This window comes from Aurantivibrio infirmus, from assembly GCF_054767315.1.
In genome coordinates this window covers 478,465-504,978 of sequence record NZ_BAAFSK010000005.1, presented here as the reverse complement: position 1 = coordinate 504,978, position 26,514 = coordinate 478,465, and the positions used below count along the sequence as shown (strand labels likewise).

General features: G+C 43.3%; 18 protein-coding genes. 8 read left to right on the top strand and 10 right to left on the bottom strand.

Annotated elements, in window-relative coordinates:
* From ACYUCY_RS13755 to ACYUCY_RS13740, 4 genes are all read right to left on the bottom strand, one after another.
* Positions 1–369, bottom strand: a 369-nt coding sequence (locus tag ACYUCY_RS13755; RefSeq protein ID WP_460227077.1) for a hypothetical protein, incomplete at its 3' end; no start/stop codon positions are given.
* Positions 370–908: 539 nt separating this feature from the next.
* A complete protein-coding gene (locus ACYUCY_RS13750) occupies positions 909–1,142 on the bottom strand; it encodes a glutaredoxin family protein (RefSeq protein WP_460227076.1) in 234 nt (77 codons plus the stop codon).
* A 212-nt stretch (positions 1,143–1,354) separates the two neighbouring features.
* Entirely contained in the window at positions 1,355–2,911 is a 1,557-nt protein-coding gene (locus ACYUCY_RS13745; protein WP_460227075.1) for a DUF5610 domain-containing protein, read from the bottom strand.
* A gap of 224 nt (positions 2,912–3,135) precedes the next feature.
* A complete protein-coding gene (locus ACYUCY_RS13740) occupies positions 3,136–4,065 on the bottom strand; it encodes an FHA domain-containing protein (protein WP_460227074.1) in 930 nt (309 codons plus the stop codon).
* Between the two features lie 422 nt (positions 4,066–4,487).
* Between ACYUCY_RS13740 and ACYUCY_RS13735 the strand changes: the two genes are divergently transcribed.
* Together ACYUCY_RS13735 and ACYUCY_RS13730 are read left to right on the top strand one after the other, a co-directional pair.
* Positions 4,488–5,339 (top strand): PP2C family protein-serine/threonine phosphatase, encoded by an 852-nt coding sequence (locus ACYUCY_RS13735; RefSeq protein WP_460227073.1) that lies wholly within the window; start codon positions 4,488–4,490, stop codon positions 5,337–5,339.
* A gap of 191 nt (positions 5,340–5,530) precedes the next feature.
* A complete protein-coding gene (locus tag ACYUCY_RS13730) occupies positions 5,531–8,101 on the top strand; it encodes a protein kinase domain-containing protein (RefSeq protein WP_460227072.1) in 2,571 nt (856 codons plus the stop codon).
* 79 nt (positions 8,102–8,180) lie between these two features.
* On the opposite strand, the gene uvrB is transcribed toward ACYUCY_RS13730, so the two are convergent.
* Positions 8,181–10,181 carry an excinuclease ABC subunit UvrB gene (gene uvrB / locus ACYUCY_RS13725; protein WP_460227071.1) on the bottom strand — a complete coding sequence of 667 codons (2,001 nt, stop codon included), beginning with the start codon at positions 10,179–10,181 and terminating at the stop codon, positions 8,181–8,183.
* A 34-nt stretch (positions 10,182–10,215) separates the two neighbouring features.
* On the bottom strand, positions 10,216–12,417 hold the full coding sequence (gene rlmKL, locus ACYUCY_RS13720) for a bifunctional 23S rRNA (guanine(2069)-N(7))-methyltransferase RlmK/23S rRNA (guanine(2445)-N(2))-methyltransferase RlmL (protein WP_460227070.1): 2,202 nt from the start codon (positions 12,415–12,417) through the stop codon (positions 10,216–10,218).
* Positions 12,418–13,079: 662 nt separating this feature from the next.
* Here rlmKL and rmf point away from each other — a divergent pair.
* The gene (gene rmf / locus ACYUCY_RS13715) at positions 13,080–13,283 is read left to right on the top strand and encodes a ribosome modulation factor (RefSeq protein WP_460227069.1); all 204 of its coding nucleotides are present in this window, start codon (positions 13,080–13,082) and stop codon (positions 13,281–13,283) included.
* Positions 13,284–13,385: 102 nt separating this feature from the next.
* On the opposite strand, the gene ACYUCY_RS13710 is transcribed toward rmf, so the two are convergent.
* The 4 genes from ACYUCY_RS13710 to ACYUCY_RS13695 form a co-directional block, all read right to left on the bottom strand.
* The gene (locus ACYUCY_RS13710; protein ID WP_460227068.1) at positions 13,386–14,423 is read right to left on the bottom strand and encodes a quinone-dependent dihydroorotate dehydrogenase; all 1,038 of its coding nucleotides are present in this window, start codon (positions 14,421–14,423) and stop codon (positions 13,386–13,388) included.
* Between the two features lie 98 nt (positions 14,424–14,521).
* Positions 14,522–14,884: a hypothetical protein gene (locus ACYUCY_RS13705; protein ID WP_460227067.1), complete on the bottom strand. Its 363-nt coding sequence runs from the start codon at positions 14,882–14,884 to the stop codon at positions 14,522–14,524.
* 316 nt (positions 14,885–15,200) lie between these two features.
* Positions 15,201–15,422, bottom strand: a complete 222-nt coding sequence (locus ACYUCY_RS13700) for a DUF2835 domain-containing protein (protein ID WP_460227066.1) — start codon at positions 15,420–15,422, stop codon at positions 15,201–15,203.
* 67 nt (positions 15,423–15,489) lie between these two features.
* Entirely contained in the window at positions 15,490–20,427 is a 4,938-nt protein-coding gene (locus ACYUCY_RS13695; RefSeq protein ID WP_460227065.1) for an NAD-glutamate dehydrogenase, read from the bottom strand.
* Between the two features lie 446 nt (positions 20,428–20,873).
* Between ACYUCY_RS13695 and ACYUCY_RS13690 the strand changes: the two genes are divergently transcribed.
* The 5 genes from ACYUCY_RS13690 to ACYUCY_RS13670 all read left to right on the top strand — a co-directional run bounded on the left by ACYUCY_RS13690 (position 20,874) and on the right by ACYUCY_RS13670 (position 26,495).
* The gene (locus ACYUCY_RS13690; protein WP_460227064.1) at positions 20,874–21,893 is read left to right on the top strand and encodes an AAA family ATPase; all 1,020 of its coding nucleotides are present in this window, start codon (positions 20,874–20,876) and stop codon (positions 21,891–21,893) included.
* A gap of 69 nt (positions 21,894–21,962) precedes the next feature.
* Positions 21,963–22,946 carry a DUF58 domain-containing protein gene (locus tag ACYUCY_RS13685; protein ID WP_460227063.1) on the top strand — a complete coding sequence of 328 codons (984 nt, stop codon included), beginning with the start codon at positions 21,963–21,965 and terminating at the stop codon, positions 22,944–22,946.
* Complete coding sequence (locus ACYUCY_RS13680; protein ID WP_460227062.1) at positions 22,943–23,536, top strand: DUF4381 domain-containing protein; 594 nt, start codon at positions 22,943–22,945, stop codon at positions 23,534–23,536. Before ACYUCY_RS13685 ends, ACYUCY_RS13680 begins: the two co-directional genes overlap by 4 nt.
* Positions 23,523–24,557 (top strand): vWA domain-containing protein, encoded by a 1,035-nt coding sequence (locus tag ACYUCY_RS13675; RefSeq protein ID WP_460227061.1) that lies wholly within the window; start codon positions 23,523–23,525, stop codon positions 24,555–24,557. The genes ACYUCY_RS13680 and ACYUCY_RS13675 overlap by 14 nt, the downstream gene beginning before the upstream one ends.
* A gap of 12 nt (positions 24,558–24,569) precedes the next feature.
* Entirely contained in the window at positions 24,570–26,495 is a 1,926-nt protein-coding gene (locus ACYUCY_RS13670) for a VWA domain-containing protein (RefSeq protein ID WP_460227060.1), read from the top strand.
* Positions 26,496–26,514 lie beyond the last annotated feature (19 nt).

Genomic DNA, 26,514 nt, shown 5'->3' with positions numbered 1-26,514 from the left:
AACGGGATGTCCAGTCATTACAGGGCACGACGCGTTGCCTGCATTTTCTTTGGGGTTGCAGCCGCCGTCGGCGCAAGCGGGGTCATTAAAATAATAGTAATGTTCATGACACGTAAATGATGAACCACTACCGGGTAATCCCCCACAATGAGTTGGTGCGTAATATAGATGGGCGCCATTTTCAAGAACTTCAACCCAAATATACGCAGCGATATTATCGCCTCTTGGCTTGCATTCATTGTCTGGAACAGCTGCCACACATGCCGTTTGAGCTTCCTCGCTGGTTGTAAAATCACGGCGCTCTTGCGAATCCACTTGAATACCAAAAGACTTCTGCGCTGATACTACTATCCAGATGGTCAGCAACACCTTAACTTTTTTCCTTAGATTCATTTGAGCAAAAAAAATTATATGTCTTCCAATACCACCCTTTACATCATTAACTGAAAACAATTAATCACCTCGAATAAAATTTGGTCTTTTAAAATGTCGTGTCGCGGGTATCATGACGCTATTACACCAGACGCATCTACGTTTCGAAAATATGTCAATGAACAATCTATACAATCGCAAAAAAATTGCGCCTGAAAACGATAAAATTAATCGCAAAAGATAGGAACAAGTGATTGCTTATTCGTGGCCTTTCCTTGATTTAGAATCACTCAAAGAATGATCAATGGCTTTGATCATTTTTGGAAAGCAGAATTATTTTAAATTATTAATGGCGGGATTAAACACTATTCTGATTACTAAATCTATCTCCTCTATAAATTTTTTATTATTTTTTGTTTACAAATTTTTTATGGCAAACCGCTCACAAATTATTCTAAATGCTAGCCTGCGGACTTGCGGCGCAAATAGTTACCAATAGACACTATAAGGAATTTTGAAATCTGTCACACGTAGCGCTAAATAACCCCCAACACCCCTTCCCCATCAAAGGGCCAATTCAGCGTGGCGCCCGAATCAACATTTTCCAATACCGGTATCGTGTACTGATATTTCGCCATCAACTCTTCCGAATCGGCAATATCAATTTCTATCAATTCAAAATTATTTTCTTCTGCTATAGGTAGGACGATCGTCTTTGCGTGTTCGCAGAGATGGCAGCCGAGGGTGGAATAGAGTTTGAGGGTTTTCATTTAAGTTTGAATCTATAGATTAGCGATACGCTAACAGCAGGCTGTTGGCAATTATAATTGCGGAGTGTAGCAAAAAGTGAGACAAAAAAAGAGTGATAATTTATCACGTCAGGTGGTAAATATTGAGCCACAAACAAAAGAGCTATTCCTTGCGCTAAGCCGGAACAACTCTTTTTTTGTTTTTGTCGAAGACAAACGTGAAGTCGGCTAGTTTACTGACGAAGACTTTCTAAAATAGTTTTTATAAAGGGCGCAAAACGATTTTGATCGGTTTGAAAAAACGTGTTATCAATTACTTCGCTCTTATTGTTTTCAGAATTGTCCGCCGGTTTAGCTGCCGAGGGAGAGGATCCCGCTGGCACTTCTGGTTCGACGACTTCTTGCAGTTCATCATCGTCTTGGCCTAATTCTTCATTGATTTTCACCTGCTCTATATACGAAGCTAAATGTTGAATCAAGCGTGTTGGTTGTGAAAATTTACTCGCAGGCTCTAATGCATCAAGTAAACCCTGGGCAAAGTTGCCGATAGGTTGCAGGGCATCAATGAGTTTATTTGATTCCTGGTTCCCATTTGGTGCAAATTCATCATAAGCGACACGTACACGTTCGACTTCTACTTGACGAAGGTTTAACGAGTAGCCAACGATTTCTTCCGTATCATAGCCAAGATTTTGCGCTTGCGAAAATGCTGCATCAAGGTCGCCGGAGAAGAACTCTCTCGACAACCTTTCGACTTGTCTAAACAAATCGTTGAGCGCAAGCAATTCATCTTCATCCAACTCACCACTCACCTCAAACTGAAAACCTTGTGTAAACTCGGATGTTTCGGAAAAATACTCGGCAGTATTTTCAGCGGCATAAAGATCTTTGGTGTTTGCGGTCACCGTAACTTTATCGCCGTCAGCAGTCTCAACTTCAAAACTAAAAGTATTGGATTGTGCGAACTGATAGTTTGCGTAAGAATCAATTGGAGCCGAAACCGATGATGCGGTTTGGTTTAACGAGCCGAGAATATTTTGCTCTGCTTCTGCTGCAAAACTGTCGCGTTGTTGGGCGAGGCTAGAAATTCTATTTGATCCGGACCCTGAATCTTTTTGGTTTTCACGGCTTGGATTGTTTTCTAGTGCAGCATTTGGCACATCTTGTTTCGGCGCACTCTCGACGGCGTCGGATGCGTTTGAATCGACATCGTTCCGATCTGTTTCATTCGTTGTTTTTCCGCCCAGTAAACCTTGTTTTAAATTTTCAATGCCTCTAGTCACGGTATCGTAAGTCGCATGGATATCATCTTCGACTGATTGAGATAACAAACCACTTGCACGAAGTTCATTTTTCGCCTCATTGAAACCTTTCTCAAACGCATTAAGTGCGGTCTCTGCTCGCGCAACTAACTCTTCTTCACTTGCGCCGTTTGCTACATCTCTCTTTAGTTGCGCTTCGATAAAACCTAGAATGTTGTTTGAGGCTTTTTCTGAGGTAATCGCCTCTGAATCTATTGCACCCTGCTCAAAGCTAGGCACTTTCTCAGATGCCGTAGTTCGCTGGTAAGATTTTGACAAAACACTTTCAAAAACTCTAAAACCATCAAAACTGCGAGTTTCTTGACGGTAGCTTTCGGTATAACTTTCTACCACCCTCTCGCCATTGGTAACTTCTGATGAGCTAAATGATTGTTTTTGCTCCACATCATTTTCAGCTGAGCGTAAAAGACTTTCGGTCGCTTGAAAGTCATTTGAAAAATGATGATTAGAGATAGGTGAAAAATGCATGGCGTCAATCCTTAATAGATTCCAGTAATTTTGGTTTCCAATTACCAGTTATCGGCGCAAACTGAAATTCATTAAGACTAAAATCTTATTTCAGGACTTGGTTCACACATACGCGAGGAATAGAAGGCAACACAGGCAATGATTAGCGGTAGAAAAACACTAATAATGCCAGGTTACTAGGAGGGAGTTGGGCTAAAGAGTATTACCAAACTGACTGAAAATTTTTATGGCAACAAGCCCATTGAATAGGCCACAGCGATACAAGCTACAACTAAACCCAATACAATAAACCAAGCTAAAGATTTGCCTTTTCTCGGCTTATCAGCAGTTGCGTCATATTGCGGACGGTTTTGATTTTCTGAATTGGTATTATTTGTCGCTTTAGAAGTCGGTATATTTTTTTGCACCTGAACTTTATTCGCGGAAGACTCTTTGTTCACTGGAGACGCACCCGCGGATCGCGGCGCTGATTTAGCCGAAGCTTGTTTCGGCATCGCAGCAACGGGGCGAATCGTGGTTTTATCCAAATCTTCACTTGGACCAATGACACCAAAACTTAAGGTATCAAACTTTAATTCATCGCCACGTTTAACACGCGCTTCGGTTACCGGGCTGCCATTAATAAAGGTTCCATTTGCAGAACCAAGATCTTTTACATAAAGCAAACCATTTTTTACGGTGAGCTCAGCATGTCTTCTGGATAAATGCGCAGCCGCTAAAGTAATATCGCACTCGTTCGAGCGACCGACAATAGTTTTAGGACTAATTGTGAAAACACGATTGGCGAGTGCCGCGTGATTTGATTTTAGCGCCCATCCGGTGGCACTACTTACCTTCGGTGCCGCTTTTGCTTCTTCTCTCTGTTCTAATTTTGGATCAACCACTTCTATTTCAATATTGCCGATGGTGACGACATCATTAATATTTAAAGGAGAACTATTTTCAACTTCCTTACCATTAACGGATAACGGTTTACTCTCGACAAGATTTACTAGCGTGAGATTCTCATGCTTGACTAACACTTCTGCATGATTTGCTTCGACACTTGAATCGGCAACAACAAAACCATTTGTTGGCGCTGTTCCAATACTAACTTTTGGCTCCACTAGCCACACCGCGCTGTGTTTATTATTTTTGAGTCGGAGTTTTAACATTGACAATGCCTCGTAGCAGAAGAAACCCTTTGAACAACGATTCTACAAACCTTATCGATCACTAATATTGTTAGTCGTTTGTGCTCTCGTTATTCCGCCCTTTTAAAGAAACGGTTTATTATTATCAAAGCGACGTTACGCACTTTGTATTTCGCATCTAAACAGCAGTCTTATGCGTTTATGTAATGTAGCAAAAGCCACTGGTTTTTCAATAGCTTAGGCTTAAAAATTGTTTCACCTTAGTAGATATATCGGTAAGATGAGACATTTTACCCATTGGCGGCAGGGCAAATAATAGCGACTATAATGTGAGTCTTACGCGAATCATTCGCTCTTAGCGCTAGGGACATACCCTTTAATTAGCTATCGGCAACTCGCTAGTGTCATTCAACTAATAACGATAATTTTGGTAGCTTGTATAGATGTCATCACCCATTCATAGCGCGGCCACAGATAAAGGCCTAATCCGAGACAATAATGAGGACTGTTATCTCAGCCTACCGGACAAAGGTGTGTGGCTTATCGCCGATGGTATGGGTGGCCATGAAGCTGGCGAGGTCGCAAGCTCTATCGTTGTCGACACGATCAAGCAAAACACCGAAGAAGGTAAGGCACTCGCTGAATCTATTCACGAAGCCCACCAATCTATTCTCTCTGCTGCCGACGATGGCATTGGTGCAAAGGGAATGGGCTCTACCGTCGTTGCCTTGCAAAGTAACGCAAGTGATTACGAGATTGCATGGGTCGGAGATAGCCGTGCTTATCTATGGACAAGTGACGACAAAGGCGGTGTTCTTGAACAACTTTCAACCGATCACTCCTACGTTCAATTGCTTGTCCAGTCCGGAGCGATTGCTGAAGAAGAAGCTAGTAGTCATCCTGATAAAAACGTCATCACTCAATGCCTTGGCTCACAAGATGTTTCCCAGATCAAAGTCGATACCGTGAAAGGTCAGTGGAGCGAGAAGCAATGGATTTTACTGTGTAGTGATGGCCTTACTGATGAAGTAAGCGATGAGCTAATTGCTCAGGCACTCTGTGATAGCCAAACACCTCAGGAGGCGGTCAACAAATTAATAAAGCACGCGCTCAGTCATGGTGGTCGAGACAATGTAACTGTACAAATAATCGCCTCTCCTCTGCGTATTTTTCCACCCCTTGAATTTCTTTGGGATTGGCTTCCCAGTATTTTTGGTGACCGTAAGTGGGACGCCGCCCTATACAGCGCCACTGCTGTTTGTTTTTCACTTCTATGCTACTGGATTCTCGTCTAAGCAGAACTTCAGTGCGCCTTTATGGCCCGTTTGTCGACGGCTGGGTCATCTCCCCTCTACTCATCAGCTATAGTTAATCATCAAGAAGCGTAAATCCCTTTCCCGACGGGACTAGTAACTCTACATAAGAAATAAACAGTGAATCCCGTGAGACGTTCTTCGGAACTTGCACTTGGAACAACAGAGACGTCATGCAGATACCCGGCTATCGCATAATTCGTAAGATCAATGACGGCGGCATGTCTTCTGTCTATCTCGCCGTGCAATTGAGTGTTGGCCGAGAAGTCGCACTTAAAGTGATGTCTCCTGTCTTAAACGCCGATCCCATTTTTAGTGAGCGCTTTCAACGCGAAGCGAATATCGTTGGGCAACTATCACACCCGAGTATCGTGTCAATTTACGACATCGGCTGCTACAACAACTTAAACTATATTGCGATGGATTATCTGCCCGGTGGCACTGTGCACGATAAAATGCAAGTGGGTTTAAGCGCGCAAGAATCGCTAAAAATTATTAAAGAAATTGCTTTGGCCTTGCAGGTTTCTCACACCAAGGGATATGTCCACCGAGATTTAAAACCAGAAAATATTTTATTTCGGGAAGATAACACCGCAGTGCTCTCAGATTTTGGGGTTGCAAAAGCGGTTAGCGCTTCTTCAAAAGTTACCAACTCTGGCACTGTTGTGGGCACGCCCCACTATATGAGTCCGGAACAATCACGTGGTTTGTCGATTGATGGCCGTTCAGATATTTATAGCCTTGGTATTGTGTTCTACGAAATGCTGACGGGAACAGTGCCGTTTCAAGCGGAAGAATCCATTGCGATCGCGATCAAACATTTAACGGCACCGGTACCTACCCTCCCCCCACAATTTTCGGTTTATCAAGAATTAATTAATCGAATGTTGGCAAAATCGCCAGAGCAACGCTTCCAAAGCGGAGCAGATTTGGTGACCGCCATTACCATCATTGAGGAAACGTTATCTGGATTTCAAAACCGAGGAACTGCTCTAACTGACACTAGCGGCATGAGTGTGATGGCCTTATTGAAGGCCTTGTTATTAACAAGTTATGCTGCCTTAAGACACCAACTAGCGATTTGGTTTTCGAAAGTGTCAAGTTGGCGTTGGACGCCCAAGCGCGGTTTTTTTAGCCATCCAAATATTAAAGTTACCGAAATTCAAACTATCGCAAACACTCGCGATCAAGAACTAAAAACTATTATTTCTACGCGAATTCAAAAAGCAGCACATTATCAAGAAATCGCTTCTCGAAAACTTGGTGCCATTACACGAGGTTTTACGATTGTTTTCATCGCTTCAATTATTTGGAGTTCTTTTTGTGTTGGCCTCGTCCGCACCCAAACTCCCTACGAAAAAATAATGCCGGCGTTCATGGACAATGCGATCACCTCCACAGCAAACGTGATACTAGAATATTCAAACTCTATTATTGGTCGTGAAGAATCGTCTGATTATGTAGCAGGAACGGTGCGTCGAAATTCCGAACCAAATCAAGCCGACCAGCCAACGCCAAGTCGCAGTCGATACAACAACGCATTCGATAATGCTTCAACACAAGCCGCCGCAACAAATGACAGTTTAGAAAACCGCTCATACAACTACAGCGATTCCGATAACAGTACAAGGGATGAATGGCGCTCTGAATTTGAAACCAATATCACCTTACTCGGCGATCCAAATAAAAAAGTTGAAACAACATTAAGTGAAGACGCAAACCAAGAACAAGAAAATCTTTCTGAATCCGATACTCGACTGGAAGATGAGTTGCTTGAGGTCGAACCAATCGAAGTAAGCTATGCATTGACGATCGACGCGACGCCGAGTGATGCAAGAGTCAGGGTTTTAAATATTCGCGATAAGTATGCAGATGAAATGCCTTTGAATTCGGGACGCTATCACATAGAAGTCAGTAAGCCAGGATATAAAACAATAAGACAGTGGCTGCGTATTCGAGACAAAAATTTAACGGAAAGCTTCACACTGGAAATCGATCACAAACTTGGCGATACCCTCGTCGACGATTTGCAGGATAACAGCCCCGGACCAACATTGCGCGTCATCACCCCAGGTAGTTTTACAATGGGCAAGAAGGGCCAGGCCAATACATCTCCCGAACACGAAGTCGCGATTAAAAAAGCATTCGCTGTTAGCCAATATGAAGTAACTTTTGCCGCTTATGAAAAATATGCCATTGCCACAGAGACACCTTTACCAAGTGATGCGAAATGGGGGAAAGCCAGCAGGCCTATAGTGAACGTCAGTTGGGATGATGCACTGAACTACACAACTTGGCTTTCTGAGCAAACCGGCAAGACCTATCGCCTACCTACAGAAGCTGAGTGGGAATATTTCGCCCGCGCAGGTTCGACAAGCGATTATTGGTGGGGAGATGCATCGGCAGAAAAAATGGCGAATTGTAAACGCGGATGCGACAGTGATTATAGCGGCGTGTTTAAAGGAAAAACGGCTCCTGTTGGCAGTTATTCAGCGAATGATTTTTCCATCTATGATACGGCTGGGAATGTTGAGGAATGGACAATGGACTGCTATCAAAATCATTACATAGGCGCGCCGACTGACGGCTCCGCTGTTAATGATTCTGAATGCAAACTTCGCAGTGTTCGCGGCGGCTCGGCGAAAGATAATGCAAAGGAGATATACAGCTTTACGAGAACCGGACTAAAGGCAGATAGTAAATCGAATTATTTAGGGTTTAGAGTCGTTAGAGAATTGGAATAAGAGTTTGACTAAACGATCAATCTCATTAACGTTCCGGCTGATCACACTTCTCGATACAGTCGCATTGAAAAAATTCATTTTACAATGTGGACGTTTTTAGCTTATTGATTTCATCTCTAAGCTTTGCCGCCTGCTCAAACTCAAGATCTTTAGAATGCTGAAACATTTTCTCCTCAAGTTTTGCAATGGTTTTCCAAACATCTTCCCGACTCAGCTCGTCAATATCATATTCTGCATAGGTTTCTGCAACGGAACGTTTTTTGGTTTTTTTGCCCGGGGTGTAATGTGAATCAAGAATATCCTGAACATTCTTTATAATCCCCATGGGCGTGATGTTATTTTTCAAATTGTGTGCGACTTGCTTGGTTCTACGTCTTTCCGTTTCACCCATTGCTCTTTCCATCGAGCCGGTAATTCTATCCGCGTAGAGTATCGCGCGGCCGTGAACATTTCTTGCCGCCCTACCTATGGTTTGTATTAAAGAACGCTCTGAACGCAAGAACCCTTCTTTGTCTGCATCAAAGATTGCCACTAAGGAAACCTCAGGCATATCTAAACCTTCTCTCAGTAAATTGATTCCTACCAACACATCAAATTCACCTAAACGCAAATCGCGAATAATTTCGACCCGCTCAACCGTTTCTATATCGGAATGTAAATATCGCACTCTAACGCCGTGTTCACTTAAAAACTCGGTTAAGTTCTCCGCCATGCGTTTTGTCAATACGGTAATGAGTACGCGTTCATCTAAAGCGACATTTTTCGCTATTTCAGATAGCACGTCGTCAACTTGTGTGGTTGCAGGACGTACTTCCACTTCCGGATCTAATAGCCCGGTTGGCCGAACAACTTGTTCGACAACTTGGCCTGCATGTTCTTCTTCATAAGTACTAGGTGTTGCGGACACAAAAATCATTTGCGGAGCGAGTCTTTCCCATTCTTCGAAACGCATCGGACGATTATCTAAAGCCGATGGCAAACGAAATCCGTATTCGACCAAGGTTTCTTTTCTTGATCTATCGCCTTTATACATGCCGCCTATTTGCGGAACGGAAACATGGCTTTCATCAATGACCAGTAGAGAGTCGGGAGGTAAATAATCGAATAATGTCGGCGGCGCTTCACCAGCTTCTCGCCCAGATAAATAACGCGAATAGTTTTCGATTCCTGTGCAATATCCCAGCTCGCGCATCATCTCCATATCGTAACGCGCACGCTGTTCAAGCCGTTGGGCCTCGACTAATTTATTTTCTTTGCGCAAATATTCAAGACGTTCTTTTAGCTCTTCTGCAATTTCATCAATAGCGCCGAGCACCTTTTCTCGGGGAGTCACGTAATGAGATTTCGGATAAATTGTATAGCGGGATACACGCTGGTAAATCTCTCCCGTTAATGGATCAAACAAGGAAAGACCTTCAATTTCTTCATCAAACAAAGTAATACGCAACGCATCACGATCGGAATCAGCGGGATACACATCAATGACGTCACCACGCACACGATAAGTTGAGCGTCGAAAGTCCATATCATTTCGGGTGTACTGTAATTCTGCAAGTCGACGCAATAACTTTCGCTGATCAATCTGATCGCCTTGTACTAAGTGTAGAACCATTTTGAAATACGATTCGGGATCACCGAGACCATAAATTGCAGAGACCGTTGCAACTATCAGCGCATCTTTTCGCTCAATAAGTGCCTTCGTCGCTGACAAACGCATTTGTTCAATATGTTCATTTATCGACGCATCTTTTTCGATAAAGGTATCCGATGACGGCACATAGGCTTCTGGCTGATAATAATCGTAGTAAGAAACAAAATATTCGACAGAGTTTTCCGGAAAAAATTCTTTAAATTCACCATAGAGTTGAGCCGCCAAGGTTTTATTCGGCGCCATGACCATGGTAGGACGTTGGATTTTTTCTATCACATTGGCAATGGTGAAGGTTTTACCAGAACCGGTAACACCAAGCAAAGTCTGATGAGCCAAGCCAGACTCAATACCGTTGACCAATGATTCGATTGCCACAGGCTGATCACCTGCGGGTTTAAATTTACTGTGAACTTTAAAGGGCTTAGACATATTGGGTCATGATCTATGGTAAAAATTGGGTCGATTAAAACGAATGACGAATTAAAAAACTTTGATGTATTTTTTTATTGCGCTGATAATCACGATCGAGTGTAAGCGATGAGGTATCTTCGATTGTGAATTTTTCGAGTTGCTCATAATCTAAAACAAATCGAGTTAAATTTGTTGAGAAAACTAATACGCCACCTGGGTTCAACAAGTCCATTGCTCGTTTTATCAGCGCCACATGGTCTCTTTGCACATCTAATATCCCTTCCATTCGTTTCGAATTAGAGAAGCTAGGAGGATCAAGAAGGATAACATCGAAGGGCTCGCGACACTCGTTCAACCACGCAAAACAATCGGCTTGAACAAGTTTATGTTTAGCACCAAGTCTATTCAATTCGAAGTTCTTTCGTGCCCATTCAATATAGGTTTTCGAAAGATCAACGCTAACACTGCTTTGTGCTCCTGCCATCGCAGCACGAACAGTAGCCGTTGCGGTATAACAAAATAAATTAAGGAATTTTTTCCCTAATACTAATTCGGTAATCTTTTTTCGTACCAAACGATGATCGAGAAAGATACCGGTATCCAAGTAGGCCCAAAGATTTACCAGCAGTTTTGCCTCACCTTCTCGAACATTTATCATGTCGTCAAAAGGATGCGTCTTATTTTTTTCGTATTGTTGTTTACCTTTATTTTGACGTCGCTGCTTGATACTAATTTTATCGGGACTGATATCTAATGCAAATTTAGTCGCCTCACAGATTTCCAAAAATCTCGCCGCCGCTTTTTCCTCATCGACGGTTTTTGGCGCCGCATATTCTTGAATGTGAGCATAGTCACCATAGACATCAATGGCCGCTGAATACTCAGGTAAATCGGCATCGTATATACGATAACAATCGGTTCCCGCATTTCGCAACCATTTTTGTAGTTGCTTTTGATTTTTGCGTATGCGATTTGCGACCATCTCTGCACCGGGAGACAAGAGTCCGCTGTTCCGTTTCGCCTCGTGTTGATTAACTGGGCCGTCGGATTCTAGATTGCGATTTTTGACAAAATGTTTCTCGTCGATGTCAAACAATAATAGTTCGCTCGCGATCGTACCGTTAAAGAATTTGTATTTTTTGTTACTACGAATCCCCATTTTTTTACCGAGTTCGGGATTCCCGGTAAACACCGCCGCTCGCCAACCGACAAACTCCTCACGAAACACTTCACCTAATCGTTGGTACAGCGGGATCAAAGAATCGTATTCACCCAAACGTTCACCATAAGGAGGATTCGTTACCAATAGGCCTCTTGAAAAATCCCCATGGCTAGGCCGCTTGAATTCACTCAATGGTTTAACCATGACTTTTATGTGATTCCAAAAGCCACTATTTTCGAGATTACGTTCTGTTGCTCTGACCGATAAAACATTCTGATCATAACCGCGAATTTCCGGCAGAGATTTTGCCAGTCCCGCGTTCTTACGCGCTAATGCTTCCTCTCTAAGAGATTCCCATAGTGCTTGATCGTGCTGCATCCAGCGCATAAAGGCATAGTCTTCACGATTAAGGCCCGGTGCGATATCCGCTGCCATCATTAGTGCTTCAATCAACAAGGTTCCACTTCCACACATAGGGTCAATAAACGGCACGCCTTCGAGCATCATTTCTGGCCAACCAGCACGGATTATCAGGGCCGCGGCGAGATTCTCTTTCAGTGGTGCGATGACGGAATCGGCCCGATAACCGCGGCGGTGCAAGCTTTCGCCACAGAGATCAACATTTAAAGTGGCAAAGTCTTTGCCCAGCCGGACATTCACAATCAAATCCGGGCTTTCCTTCGACACACTCGGCCGATTACCCGCTAGATTCCTAAATTGATCAACAATCGCATCTTTAACTTTCTGAGCGCCAAACTGACTGTGCCTGATTTCATCATTGCTTCCGGAGAAGTCGACCCACAGGCTGCCGGTGGCGGCCATGTGTTCACTCCAGTGGATTTCTTGCACACCTTCATAGAGATCATCAGCCGACTGACAATCAAATTTACTCAGCGGCTGAAAGATCCTATTGGCCAGGCGGGACCATAGACAACTGCGATAGACGAACTCTTGATCACCTTCGGCTGACACCCCTGCCACAGTAAGTTGCACAGTGCTCGCTCCCAATGTGACGAGCTCCTCAGCTAGCAAGATCTCAAGGCCTTTGGGGCAGCTAGCAAAAATTTTTATTTTATTCGCAATTGTTGGCATAAATTATTAATCGATACTTTTCAATAAGTTAAATAAAGTTATTCCTGTAAACCATAACACTATCTGAGCATATGACAATTCGTTCATTCACAAGGGGAAATAAATTTTGTTTACTGTGCCTTCGTTAGCTTGTTCATGAATTCAAACCTATATTAAGCGCCCGGCATTCGCACGAGCATTAATGAACTTGGTTTTCTGCGCCAGCTCCCAGCGCCCATCACTTGTGTGGCCTCACAAGAACAAGCTGACGGGGAGCAACTTCCCTCTCTCTTAGCGAGAGCAATTTTACCGGCAATTCGCCGTCTTGCTTTAATTGCTGTAGATTTTCTTTTTTTGCGCACTGAAATTTTTGTTCAATCTTTCTTTAAATTTATTCTTTAAATTTAGACTATTTTTTCTCTGTGAAGAGCCTTTCAAAAATACACCCAGTTTTCATTTAAAGATTTACTTCAGTTTTTATAAAAACATTCGTCAGGAGCAATTTAAAACACAACAATCTTCCCACTAATTTACATCGCGTTATTAATTTCGAACCAGTAGCACAAAAACTATAAGAGTTTTTAAAGCGATTCAATTGTCTTCGTGACTTTAGGATTGCGTATTTAGACTAGCGCCAAAAGCTTAACAACTAAAAACAATTACTCTAAGAGGTGCACCAACACATGAAACGCCAAAAACGCAACCAAGCAGATCGTGCGTACGGAAAAGGTTATCAAGCTGGAGTTATGGGTCGATCTCGTACCTTATGCCCCCACGAGGCGGGCGAGCCTCGGTTTGAATGGATTAACGGTTGGCGTGAAGGACGCGAAGACCATTGGAACGGTTTTAACAATGCCGCCTATGCTCAAAAAATTAGCAATTTTTAGCTCTAGATTAAAGTTAATTATTTAGAATTCCTGTCTCCTCAACGGGATGCCCAAGACGAAACATCGTCTTGTTTTAAACGCCCGCTTCTTAGCGGGCAGGTACTAGCCGGTACCTTCCGAGCGGTGAGCGGACGCAATTGCGTCCGCCGCTTCGGAGATTAAACGCGGACCTCGATAAATAAGCCCCGAATAAATCTGCACCAAATTTGCACCAGCAGCAATTTTCTCTTGTGCTGACTTCCCATCTTTAATTCCACCAACACCAATAATTGGGAACTCCGCTCCCAAACACTGGCGAAGTTTTGTGATCACCTGCGTCGACAAATCTGTTAGTGGCGCGCCGCTTAGGCCACCCGCTTCCTTCGCGAAAGGATGCCCTGCGACAGAATCTCGACTTAATGTTGTATTTGTCGCAATCACGCCATCGATGTTCAGTTCGAGAAATGTTTTCGCCACCTGCGCAATCTCTTCATCATTCATATCCGGTGCAATTTTAATTGCGATTGGGACGTAGCGACGATATTCCTGTTCTAATTTCGCTTGCTCTTCTTTTATGCAAGATAGTAGTGCTATTAGCTGCTCTCCGTATTGCAGGCTACGCAATCCCGGCGTGTTAGGGGAAGAAATATTTACCGTAATATAATCGGCGAGAGAATAAACTTTCTGTAAACCAATTCGATAATCCGATTCTGCTTCTTCTACCGGAGTGACCGCATTTTTACCGATGTTAATACCAAGCACACCTCGATAACGACGCCCCTTCACACGATCTAATAAATAGTCAACGCCCTTATTATTAAAACCCATCCTGTTTAAGATGGCTTCGTGTTCAACCAGTCGAAATAAACGAGGCTTCTCATTGCCCGCTTGCGGTTTTGGCGTCACGGTACCAATTTCAATAAAGCCGAAACCCAAATTACCCAAAGCATCAATATGATCCCCATCTTTATCCAAACCCGCGGCGAGACCCACGGGGTTCGGAAATTCAATGCCCATCACGCTTGTCGGATTATCAGGAATTTTCGGGACTAGGTATTTTAATAACCCAAGAGAGTTTGCAAGATCCAGCGAATTAAATGTCAGTTGATGTGTAAGCTCAGTATCGAGCTTAAATAATGCAGAGCGTATAAGTGAATACATAAATTGTTTGCGTTAAGTGGCCCACAGACAGAATGGGGCGCAGCTTAACGCAAACGAGGATGCAGGTCGAACCTGAATGACGTTTTATCGTTTTATTATTACTCTTTGCGGGTAAATGTTTCCTTGTGTCGTTCAGTCCCATCGGGTTCATAATAGACAACGTCAACCTTGTTGCCCTCCGGGCCAAATACCCAGCTCATATTGGCAAATCCAATCGAACCCCCGTTACTGATGATCCCGCCTTCTATAGAGGTGCGCTTGGCAATCCCAACACCACTCCACTCACAGGCGCCAGTACCATCGGAATGCATTGAATAGACTGCATCAGCATAGCCCGACTCTGCTTCAAGCATTTCGACCGTTAACTGACAAGCATCTTTAGAAACATAAACACCCGGTAAACCCGCTTGAGCGAAAGCCCCTATGCTTGATAGCAATACGAACATGCCAATTTTCTTCATTGTCGAATTCTCCTCACTCTTTAAATCGAAACAAACTAAAAGCTCTAAAAGCCTCAAATTCTTGTTAAATATTCACGAGGATTAGGATTCTATCGAGGAAAAACCGAAACGCTATTGATCTAAGTCAAAAGAAATCGTTTAGCAAAATGAGTGTACAAACAAGCAGGGTTCGCTTTTGTTAAGAAGAGCTAATAGCGATGAATTAAGAAATATCGAGGGAGATAACTCACTTTCACATTTAACGAGGACTCAATATCAAATAAAGGCAAAGAACGAAACATGAAAAGATTAATGAGAATTTTTTTGCACGAACCAATCAAGATATTTTTTCTATCGATTCGAAGCGAAAATCATTGTTAAAACCAATTATAAACGAACCTGAGACACCACTATGGCCAACGAAGGGCACAAGAATCTTCGCGGGAAAGCGGACTTTTTTTCCGTCGCGAGAAACAGCGTAAACATCCTTCGCTGTTCCTGCGTAAAGCCTTTGATACTCTTCCACAGGGATCTCAATATCAACGATTAAACTTGTCATAACGAATATCGAAATAACACGGAAGATAGCGCCAAAGCAATCAGCGCTATTTTCTATGAGCTAAGAGTTATACATCACCAACAGCTTTTACAATCGAAACGGGTTCGTCCTTATTCTCGTCAGAAATAAATGTTTCTGAATGATGACTCGCTTGTACCAAATCGAGTAGTTCTCGTAAAGCCACCGAGAACATTGCAAAATCTGTCGATGCTGAAGATTGCAGTTCAGTCACCATTGACTTCCAGCGATTCACTAACACCGATTGCTGTTCCATCCATTGTCCTACAGTGTTTTCAATGGAATGCTTCTTGCCAGCCAAGCGAATTGTTGTAACCGCCAACAAACGGATTTGCGACTCCAAATCGTCCATATAGCTTTCACGAGCCATCGCTTGCCAGAAGCTCTCGACTTTTACTTCTGAAATCGTATCCGCAAACCATTGCAAACCAATTTTGTCACCCAGCGTGTAATAAGACTCTACGACCTTCTCGACGTCCGAGTTCGACTGCAATACCGCCTCCACCATACCCAAACCGCCGTACAGATTTGAGGGCATAGAAGCTTCACGTGCGATATCGTCAGGAATACCCGCTTGGGTTAAGCGGTTAAACTCATCGTCCCATTGTTGCTTCACGTCCCCTTGAATAAATTTGGGTAAAAACTTTGAAATCTCTTTGAGAACAGGTGAAAATTCTTTGATGATCGAAGCTGTATCACAATTACTGCGGCGATTCCGTAAAATCCAACGGGTTCCTCTTCGTACCTTTCTCATCATATTAAGCATCAAAGAAAACTGTATTTCCGCTGATACTTTATGATCTAAGGCCTCGACCTTTTTTCTATAATCCTCCAACTGAAAAATATCTCGAGCCGCAATGTAAGCTATTGCTACTTGTGAATAATCGACGCCTACAGATTCACTTAAACGATGACAGAATGTGATACCCATATTGTTAACAATATCGTTGGCAACCTGGGTAGCAACAATTTCTCTTTTAAGCCGGTGTTGATATATAGGCTTTTTATATTTCTTAAGTAAACGCGCAGGGAAAGGTCGCTCTAAGGCCTGCATGATATAGGGATCGTCCGGCAAGCTTGATGCGACTAGCTTTTCTTTCAACATAACCTTTGAATAAGATAGCAACACTGAAAGTTCTGGCCGGGCCAAACCCAAATTACTCGCTTGACGCTCATTTAATGCGTCTTCATCGGGGATAAATTCTAACTTACGCTTTAATCTGCCGTCACTTTCTAACATTGAAATAAATCGTCGGTACTCCCCCATCCTTTGCTGAGATTGAAATGCAGCAATACTCAAGGATTGGGTTTGCTGGTAATTATTGGCGAGCACCAATTCAGATACATTTTCAGTCATGTCGGCGAGTAAAATATTTCGTTGTTTTTCCGTTAGATCACCATTAGCAACCAGTTCGTTCAATAATATTTTAATATTTACTTCGTGATCCGAGCAATCAACACCGGCGGAGTTGTCGATAAAATCTGTGTTACATGCGCCGCCATTCAAACAGAACTCAACCCTGCCCAGTTGAGTGAGGCCCAAGTTACCGCCCTCACCAAATACTCGACAGCGTAACTCTTCACCATTCACACGTAATGCATCGCTAGCTTTATCACCAACATCAGCGTGGGACTCAGATTTTGCTTTCACATATGTGCCGATACCGCCATTCCACATCAGGTCCACAGGTGCTTTTAAAAGTGCGTGAATTAATGCCGAAGGAGTCAGTTCAGTTTCTTCAATATCGAAAACTTTGCGAATCTCTGGAGTCAACTTAATAGACTTTGCTGAACGAAGAAAAATACCGCCGCCTTTACTAATCAGCTTTTCATCGTAATCGGTCCACGAACTTTTCGGTAACTCGAATAAACGCTTGCGCTCTAAAAATGATTTTCCGGAATCTGGCGAAGGATCTATAAAAATGTGCATGTGATTGAAAGCGGCGCGCAAGCAAATGTGCTCCGACAACAACATACCATTACCGAAAACGTCTCCGGCCATGTCGCCAATTCCGATCACCGAAAAATCTTCTTTCTGGATATTAACGCCCAACTCTTTAAAATGACGCTGAACACCGACCCATGCGCCTTTAGCAGTAATACCCATACCTTTGTGGTCATAACCTTGACTGCCACCACTCGCAAACGCGTCACCAAGCCAATGTTTATACTCAATCGAAATTGAATTAGCGATATCTGAGAAGGTCGCAGTTCCTTTATCTGCAGCTACTACCAAATAAGGGTCATCGGAATCAACTCTAACAACTTTTTCTGGTGGAACAATTTTATTGTCAATTAGATTGTCAGTAATATCCAAGAGGCCTCGAATAAATATTTTGTAACAGGCTATCCCTTCTGCCAGCATTTCATCTCGGGAAAATTGTGGCGACATTTGTTTTGCAACGAAGCCCCCTTTCGCACCACCCGGCACAATCACGGCGTTCTTAACGTGTTGCGCTTTTACCAAACCTAAAACTTCAGTCCGATAGTCTTCTAATCGATCGGACCAACGTAAACCACCACGTGCGACATCGCTTGCCCGCAGGTGTACACCCTCAACTCTTGGTGAATAAACGAATATTTCAAACAGCGGGCGCGGCTCAGGGATATCTGGAATCTGTCGTGGCGAAAACTTCATGCTCAAATAAGATTTTGCTGCATTACCATCGTCGCTTTGAAAAAAATTGGTTCTCAAAGTTCCATTTATTAAATCTAGATAGCGGCGCACTATCCTATCTTCATTCAAATTGTCGACCGAATCTAAGGATTCCAAAATCTTATTATTAAGACGCTCCAACCGTTCTGGATTTTTATTGCTCTTGTGATCAATACGTGGATCAAACTTCGCTTTAAATAAAGCAATTAGATTACGGGTGATATCCAAATGTTGTGCGAGCGTATTGGCAATGTAGGACTGGCTAAAATTGAATGCAGTTTGTTTCATATAAGCCGCGTAAGCTCGCAGAGCAACAACCTCTCGCCAATTTAATCTTGCACCTAGAACAAGCCTATTAAATTCATCACTATCGGCTTTCTTATTCCATACCGCAGCAAAAGCCTCTTGGAAATAATTTCGTGCGGATCCAACGTCAATATTTACAGGCAAGCCAAATTTAAGATCAAAATCATGAAGCCAAATTGTAATAGTTTCGCCTTTTAGCTCTCTTTTGATTTTATAAGGATGTTCACCAATAACTCGGAGTCCTAAATTTTCAAGCAAGGGAATCACATCGGAAAGTTCTACAGGATCGTGGGCGCGAAAAATTTTAAAACGTACAGAACCTGACTCAACCCCTACGGGCTGATAGAAATTCATGGCAATATCTTTCTCTTCACAAAGAGAAGTTATATGTTGAATATCGTAAACGGCGGAGCGGGCATCAAAAGTCTCCCGATAACCATAAGAGAACCCGTTGCGAAATTGACTAAAGTACCTAACGCCCGTCTCTTCGCCTAAATTTTCAATGAGACAGCTAGCTAAATGATCTTCCCAGGAGCGCACTACGTCGACGATTTTCTTTTCGAGTTTATCGACATCATAATCAGCGACACAGCCGGCACCGACTTTAAATACCAGATGAACCCTGGCGAGAATCGATTCGGAAAAATAGGTATTGAATTCTTGTTCGCTTGCGCCAATTGATTCAGAGATTATCGCTTGAACCTTTTCTCTTACTGCCGTACTGAAAAGATCACGGGGAACATAAAGCACACAACTCACAAACTTACCAAAAGGACCTCGGCGCATAAACAAACGCACTTGGTCTCGCTCATTAATCTGTGCAATCTTTACCGCCACTTTATATAGTTGTTCACGAGTACTTTGAAATAACTCATCTCGCGGAAAGGTCTCCAGAATCTGTCGCAAGGCTTTTCCATCATGGCCGCTTGATTCAAAGCCTGACTTCTCGATAACGTAATCGATCTTCTCTCGAATTATTGGGAATGAACTAGGCGAGCGATTGTATACCGGTGACGTATAGAGTCCGATAAAGCGACTTTCCCCACAGACCTCACCTTTTTCATTGAATCGTTTTATCACGACGTAATCTGGATAGGCTGCACGATGAACTCGCGAGCGTTCACTTGCTTTTGCAAAAATAATACTGCGGTGATTTGAAAAGTACTCTGAAAAACCCGGATAATTTTTATCGAGAGGAATTTTTTCTTCATCATCCTTAGACAAAGCACACACACCTAGCCTAACTTTCGAATTTTCTATCAATAATTTCACGCCATCTTTCGACGTAACATCAAATTCCGAATAGCCAAGAAAAGTGAAATGCCCATCGATCATCCAACGAATAAATTCCTGACTACGAGAAACCCGACTAGTTTTTGCTTTTTTCTGGGCAAACTCCAAATTCTTTATACAATCCTCAGCCCGCGACATTAATGGGCGATACGCTGCCACCGCCGCTTTAACTTCGTCGAGAATAGCTTGCAGGCTTCGTGACAATTCAACGATTTCGTCTTTCGCGGTATGCAGGTCAATCTCAAAAAATATTAAGGATTCTTTGGAGAAATCTTTTTCATTGGCTCTAGTGTTTTTACCTAACTCAACAAGCTGATTTTTTGCATCTCTATTTACAGATAAAAGTGTACTTTTTATAGTGTGTATCGCAATGTTGCGACGATTGAATTCCATGCGGATTGAATCGACTAAGAACGGCATGTCTTCTTGCAGTATCGCGACAACGGTATGACTACTGACCCAGCCGTGCTCTTCAACATTGGGGTTAAATACATTTATTTTCGCTTGATTTACCTGATGGTCCTGAATGAACTGCCACAACCCATATACACAAGCGAAGATATCATCCCAACGTTTACCATAGAGCTCATCGACCGGGTATTGATGAAAAAACTGTTCAACGAAACGGGGGAAGTGTGGTGGCACTTTGTTTTGAAGTTTCTCAGCAAAATAAGCTGATGATTGCGCTAGAAGATCTTCTGTACTGCTGACGTCCACTGTATTTGATTTCACGATAAACCTCGTTGGTCACCCAAAAATTGTCGGAGCTTTACTATTGCCAACCTTCTTTCCTTTGGCCAACAATTTAAGTCAAAGGAAAAGGCTGGTACCTGCTATCAATATTCCTACCTATATATAGCTGAAGGCACGCTAAAAATTCAGCATCTAAATTAAATGATAGACTATCCCTCAAAAAAACTAGGGTGGAAAATGGCCAAACCCTTTCGCAGTAAGTTGGCGGGAACTTCTCCACCCGATAATGCTCAATAAAGACCTTACGCAAGACCTGAAAATCAGAAAATCTCTATAATTTTCAATGACCTGTATCATACAGCTGAAGATTACAATAAATGACTTCGCACAGACTTTATTTGTTCGTGATAAACCCTAAAATAGCGTTTTATCGAAAATCATAGTTAGAAACATGTTTTAGCCAGAAATAAGCCCTAAGGAATACCATGACGATAGATATCCAGCCAGAATCAACTAGTTCATCGGCCCAATCAACTCGCGATGACGACAGCTTGGCATCCCTCCAAGCCCTTCAACACTGGCTAAATGAACAAATAATTGGACAACCCGCCTTGGTAAGCCGGCTGCTCATAGCCATTCTAGCCGACGGCCACCTCCTGGTAGAAGGCCCACCGGGACTGGCCAAAACCAAAGCAGTCAAAACCCTTGCTGACGGGATAGAAGGTAATTTCCACCGGATCCAATTTACCCCTGACTTATTACCCTCAGATGTCACCGGCACTGATATATACCGCCCAGAAACCGGCGCCTTTGAGTTTCAGCCTGGGCCTATTTTTCACAATTTAGTCTTGGCCGATGAAATCAATCGCGCGCCAGCAAAAGTACAATCCGCGTTACTCGAAGCCATGGCTGAAAGACAAATTAGCGTTGGGCGATCCACCTACCCCTTGCCCGATTTATTCTTAGTTATGGCAACCCAAAATCCAATTGAACAAGAAGGCACCTACCCGCTTCCAGAAGCCCAGTTGGATCGTTTTTTAATGCACGTCAGTGTCGACTACCCCGACATCTCAGCAGAGGCAAAAATTCTGCAATTGGTGAGGAACGAAGCAGCCAACACGCAAACGGCCGCAGCACCAAAAGAAATTGATCAGAAAACCTTGATAAACGCTCGACAATCCGCACTCAACATTTTCATGTCCCCCGCTGTCGAGGAATACATCGTTCAACTCGTCATGGCGACTCGGCAACCCGAACTATACGACGAAGAGCTGCGCAGTTGGATTGAATTTGGATCAAGTCCTCGCGGAACCATCGCCTTAGACCGCTGTGCTCGCGTTAATGCTTGGTTAAACAATAACGATTTTGTTAGCCCTGATGATGTCCAAGCCGTATTACACGATGTCTTAAGACATCGATTGATTTTAAGTTTTGAAGCTGAAGCGAGGGGCATCAACCCCGATCAAGTTATTGATCGATTATTATCGGTAGTTCCAGCAAGCTAAAGCATCGTTTCATTTTTCTTAGCTTATTGTTCAATTGCTCACACTCACTCGATACATGTTCAAAACGTTATGGCTTTAGCAGAATCACATCCAGCAAGCGCAGCAATGCTTTCCAAAGGGCGTAAACAACCCCCAGCGAATGGTGTTTATACCGAACTCGAAACGCTTTTGAATCTGCGCTTTTTTGCGAATGAATTACAACTTAAAACGATTAAAAATAGTCGGGCAAGTGTTTCTGGTGGTGTGCGTACACGTTTTCGCGGCCGCGGGATGGAATTCGAAGAGGTTCGAGTCTATCACCCCGGTGACGATATAAGAACAATAGATTGGCGAGTCACCGCCCGTACACAAGTTCCCCACACCAAAGTTTTTCGCGAAGAACGAGAGCGCCCAACATTTATCGCCGCAGATCAACGCTCGAATTTATTTTTCGGCAGCCAGCGTTGCTTTAAATCGGTTCTTTGTGCACAACTTGCCAGTATTTTAGCCTGGGCGGCATTGCAAAATAATGATCGCGTCGGCGGCATGGTTTTCGGAAACCATGAACACAGTGATATACGACCGCGCCGAAGCAAACACGCTGTACTGGAATTTATTCATCATTTGAATGATTACAATCATGCTCTCAGCTCTCCCTTGATCTCAGACCGCGAAGTGACATCAACTTCAATGCTAGAAGACTTGCGAAGGCTCGCAAAGCCAGGTAGCGCGGTTTACTTAGTGAGTGATTTTCTAGATTACAACGAAGAGTGTGACGAACAACTCTATCTACTTTCTCGCCATACCGATGTTACCTTGTTCCAAGTTTTTGATCCCTTAGAAAAAAACTTACCGAACAAAGGGCTCTTGAGTGTTACCAACGGCGCAGAACGCCTACAAATTCACACCAACCGCAAACGCTTTCGAGACAATTATGCAGAACACATTCAGCAACGCTTTGATCTGCTAGAACAGCAATGTAAACGTTTAAAGACTGCGTTATTCAGATTTAGTTGTAGTGACAATGAGTTCGAACAATTGCGTTCCATTTATGCACGAAGAAAAAGCCGATGAATGAAGAAGATCCGCTAGCAAATTTGCGAGACATCGCTTTACCTGATCCCATAAGCTTTTGGCCACCTGCACCTGGGTGGTGGATTACTCTCTTTCTATCCTTAAGTTTAATTATCTGCTCCGCAATCTACTTTCGTCGTCACCGATTAAAAACCGCCTATCGACGCAAGGCAACAAATGAATTGAGTAAAATTTGGCAGAGTTTCCAGGATAATAATGATCCGCGTCTTTATCTTGAAGAGATCTCAAAACTAATACGCCGCTGCGCAATAGTTGCCTATCCCAGAAAAAACTTTAAAAATTTAAGCGGAGTTCCTTGGTTAGAATTCCTTGACATCACTTACGCCCATAAAAAAACTAATGCATTTACGAAAGGACTCTCGGCGGATTTTTCTACCTTGGCTTTTCAAAACGATATCGCTTTATCGAAGCTAGACCCCAATTTTTTTCAGTCATTACATCTATTGGCAAGTGACTGGTGCAAAGAACACCTGACGGAAGAGAAGCTTGATAATATCTTGCGCAAAAATAATAGTGACTCTAAGCTAGATAAGGGTATAGAAACTGGAGCAAACAATGTTGCAGTTTGATTGGCCCTACTTCTTTCTTATCCTACCTTTGCCAATATTGGCTGTACTATTTTTACCAAAAAGTAAAAATGAAAGCGGTGCCTTAATGGTGCCGTTCTACCAAGAATTAGCTAGCGTTCATGAAACCTCACAACAACACAAAGTTATTAACACCCCCGCATTAATTGTACTGACGATAATTTGGATATTAGGTGTTACCGCCGCAGCCAGGCCGCAATGGATTGGTGAACCGGTTAGTTTGCCCGCTAGTGCCCGTGATTTACTCATCGCCGTTGACATATCCGGCAGTATGGAAACGGCGGATATGATCTTAGAGAATCAGCAAGTTAATCGCCTTACCGTTGTTAAAAAAGTGGTCGGCGATTTCGTAACTCGCAGAGAAAATGATCGCCTCGGCTTAATACTTTTTGGCAGTCAGGCATATCTTCAAGCGCCTTTAACCTTCGATAGAGAAACAGTGAATACCTTTTTGCAGGAAGCTCGCCTCGGTTTTGCAGGAGAACAAACTGCCATTGGTGATGCCATTGGTTTAGCGACGAAACGCTTATTAGACCGTCCCGAAAATAGTCGAGTTTTAATCTTACTCACCGATGGTGCAAACACATCCGGTGCAATCGAACCGCTTAAAGCGGCATCTTTAGCCAATCAAGCAAAAATTAAAATCTACACCATTGGCATTGGTGCCGATGAGTTCATAACCCCGGGCTTTCTTGGTGGCAGTTTTGGTCGAAGACGGGTGAACCCTTCTATTGATCTAGATGAAGAAACTTTACAAGCGATTGCTGTTCAAACCGGTGGTGCCTATTTTAGAGCCCGTGACGTCGCCGAACTAGAGCAGATATATACTCAACTCGACGTGCTTGAACCACTAGAGCAAGACCCTGAAAATTATCGGCCGAGCACTGCGCTTTTTTATTGGCCACTAGCGATAGCGCTTTTGTTAAGCATGCTTTTCGCCTTGACGCGTCTAATTCGCTCGGATCTATCACTTGAGCCTTCACAGCAGTTCACAGCGAAATAAAATGTGGCATAAATGACAAACGAATTATTAGCAGAATTTCATTTCCTTAGACCTTACTGGTTAATTGCGATTATTCCCGCTATTTTACTGTGCTTGTTCTTACTGAAAACAAAACAAATTAATTCGCGATGGCAAGGCGTCATCGCGCCACATCTATTGCTTAAGCTTATCGACAGACAACAACAGAAAAAAAACAGTTCCTACTTGATAGGATTATGCTCCGCTTGGATGTTAACTTCCCTCGCCCTAGCCGGACCTACTTGGCAACGTTTACCGCAACCGGTCCAGCAATCGCAATCTTCCGTGGTTATTTTGTTAGACCTTTCACCTTCTATGTTGGCCGAAGATACCAAACCTTCTCGCTTAATTAGAGCGCGCTTCAAATTATTAGATTTTTTGAACATGCGCGAAGATGGTTTAAATGCATTGATTGCATATGCTGGTGAAGCGCATGTCGTAAGTCCATTGACTGATGACGCGGAAACAATTTCAAATTTAATGCCGGCAATGGAACCTGCGCTAATGCCGCTTCGCGGAAGCAATATAGAAATGGCCGTCGAAAAAGCAGTGGCTATCCTGAGTGATGCGGGGCTCAGCAACGGAGACATCCTTGCCGTCACGGATGGAATAGACCCCGTTGCATTTGAAAATATCCGAACTCAATTAAGCGCGACGAATTTTCGGTTCTCGGCACTCGGTATCGGTACCCCTGAAGGCGCACCTATTCCTACTGGAAGCGGCGGATTCGAGCGTGACCCTAACGGCAACATTGTGATACCCAAACTCAACCGCGATGAAATCAATACACTTGCCTCTTCACTAGGTGGAACCTACGTTGATATGAAAACAGATAACGCAGACATTGAGACTTTATTGTCACGCTTTGATAACAGCGTGTTAACAAATGAAACAATGGAATCTGGAAGACAATTCGATATCTGGGAAGATAAGGGTCAGTGGCTAGTGCTACTTTTATTGCCGTTTATTTTCCTTAGTTTTCGGCGTGGCTGGCTTTTAAGTCTCGCCTTCATTGTTGTCGTTATTCCTGAGCCCAGTTACGCCTTTGGCTGGGAAGACTTGTGGCAACGAAAAGATCAGCAAGCACAGCGTAGTTTCGAACAAGGCGACAACGTAACCGCATCCGAAAAATTTACTCATCCAGAATGGCAGGGAACGGCTTACTACAAAGATGAAAACTATGAAGCAGCAGCAGAGAAATTTTCACAAAAAGACTCCGCAAAAGCTCACTACAATCGTGGAAACGCTCTGGCCAAAGCAGGCAAGTTAGAAGCCGCTATCGAAGCTTACGACCAGTCCTTGGCGCTCAATAAAAATAATGATGACGCTATCTTTAATAGAGATTTGGTCAGCGATATATTAGAACAACAAAAACAACAAAATGAAGGTCAAGAACAAAACCAACAAAGCCAAGATCAACAAGAGGGTGAAAAAAAGGATCAAGAGTCAGACAGCTCTGACAACCCTGCTAACGACCCAAATCAACAAGCCTCACAAGAGCAGGAAGACGCCAGCGACTCACGGGAGAGCCGCAGTAATAGCGAGCAAGAAACCAACCTGAATGATGAAGATAGTGAAGCGCAGGAAGAATCTGCGCGAGAATTGGCCGATCGGGAACAAAAACCTCAAGACCTTAGTGAAGAACAGCTTCAACAACTCAAAGAGGCCGAGCAGCGACAGAAACAATCTGGAGAAAAAAGCGACCAAGAAAGTGAAGAAGAACTTCAACAAATGCTAGCCAATATGGAAGAAAGAAACGCGGAACAACAACAAAGTCTCGAGCAATGGTTACGGCAAGTACCCGACGACCCAAGCGGATTATTACGCCGTAAATTCGACTACCAACATCGGGAGCTGAGACGGAATTACCGACGAGGTGATTGGGTTCCCCCTGAAAACCAATCTTATCAACGCTGGTAAACTCTGAACTTCAAACAAA

Bases quoted from the DNA above. Each gene is read 5' to 3' on its own strand.
- ACYUCY_RS13675 (WP_460227061.1), top strand. From the start codon at position 23,523: ATGTTGCAGTTTGATTGGCCCTACTTCTTTCTTATCCTACCTTTGCCA.
- ACYUCY_RS13740 (WP_460227074.1), bottom strand. From the start codon at position 4,065: ATGTTAAAACTCCGACTCAAAAATAATAAACACAGCGCGGTGTGGCTA.
- uvrB (WP_460227071.1), bottom strand. From the start codon at position 10,181: ATGTCTAAGCCCTTTAAAGTTCACAGTAAATTTAAACCCGCAGGTGAT.
- ACYUCY_RS13710 (WP_460227068.1), bottom strand. From the start codon at position 14,423: ATGTATTCACTTATACGCTCTGCATTATTTAAGCTCGATACTGAGCTT.
- rmf (WP_460227069.1), top strand. From the start codon at position 13,080: ATGAAACGCCAAAAACGCAACCAAGCAGATCGTGCGTACGGAAAAGGT.
- ACYUCY_RS13735 (WP_460227073.1), top strand. From the start codon at position 4,488: ATGTCATCACCCATTCATAGCGCGGCCACAGATAAAGGCCTAATCCGA.
- ACYUCY_RS13700 (WP_460227066.1), bottom strand. From the start codon at position 15,422: ATGACAAGTTTAATCGTTGATATTGAGATCCCTGTGGAAGAGTATCAA.
- ACYUCY_RS13745 (WP_460227075.1), bottom strand. From the start codon at position 2,911: ATGCATTTTTCACCTATCTCTAATCATCATTTTTCAAATGACTTTCAA.
- ACYUCY_RS13685 (WP_460227063.1), top strand. From the start codon at position 21,963: ATGGCTTTAGCAGAATCACATCCAGCAAGCGCAGCAATGCTTTCCAAA.
- ACYUCY_RS13705 (WP_460227067.1), bottom strand. From the start codon at position 14,884: ATGAAGAAAATTGGCATGTTCGTATTGCTATCAAGCATAGGGGCTTTC.
- ACYUCY_RS13690 (WP_460227064.1), top strand. From the start codon at position 20,874: ATGACGATAGATATCCAGCCAGAATCAACTAGTTCATCGGCCCAATCA.
- ACYUCY_RS13750 (WP_460227076.1), bottom strand. From the start codon at position 1,142: ATGAAAACCCTCAAACTCTATTCCACCCTCGGCTGCCATCTCTGCGAA.
- ACYUCY_RS13670 (WP_460227060.1), top strand. From the start codon at position 24,570: ATGACAAACGAATTATTAGCAGAATTTCATTTCCTTAGACCTTACTGG.
- ACYUCY_RS13680 (WP_460227062.1), top strand. From the start codon at position 22,943: ATGAATGAAGAAGATCCGCTAGCAAATTTGCGAGACATCGCTTTACCT.
- ACYUCY_RS13730 (WP_460227072.1), top strand. From the start codon at position 5,531: ATGCAGATACCCGGCTATCGCATAATTCGTAAGATCAATGACGGCGGC.
- rlmKL (WP_460227070.1), bottom strand. From the start codon at position 12,417: ATGCCAACAATTGCGAATAAAATAAAAATTTTTGCTAGCTGCCCCAAA.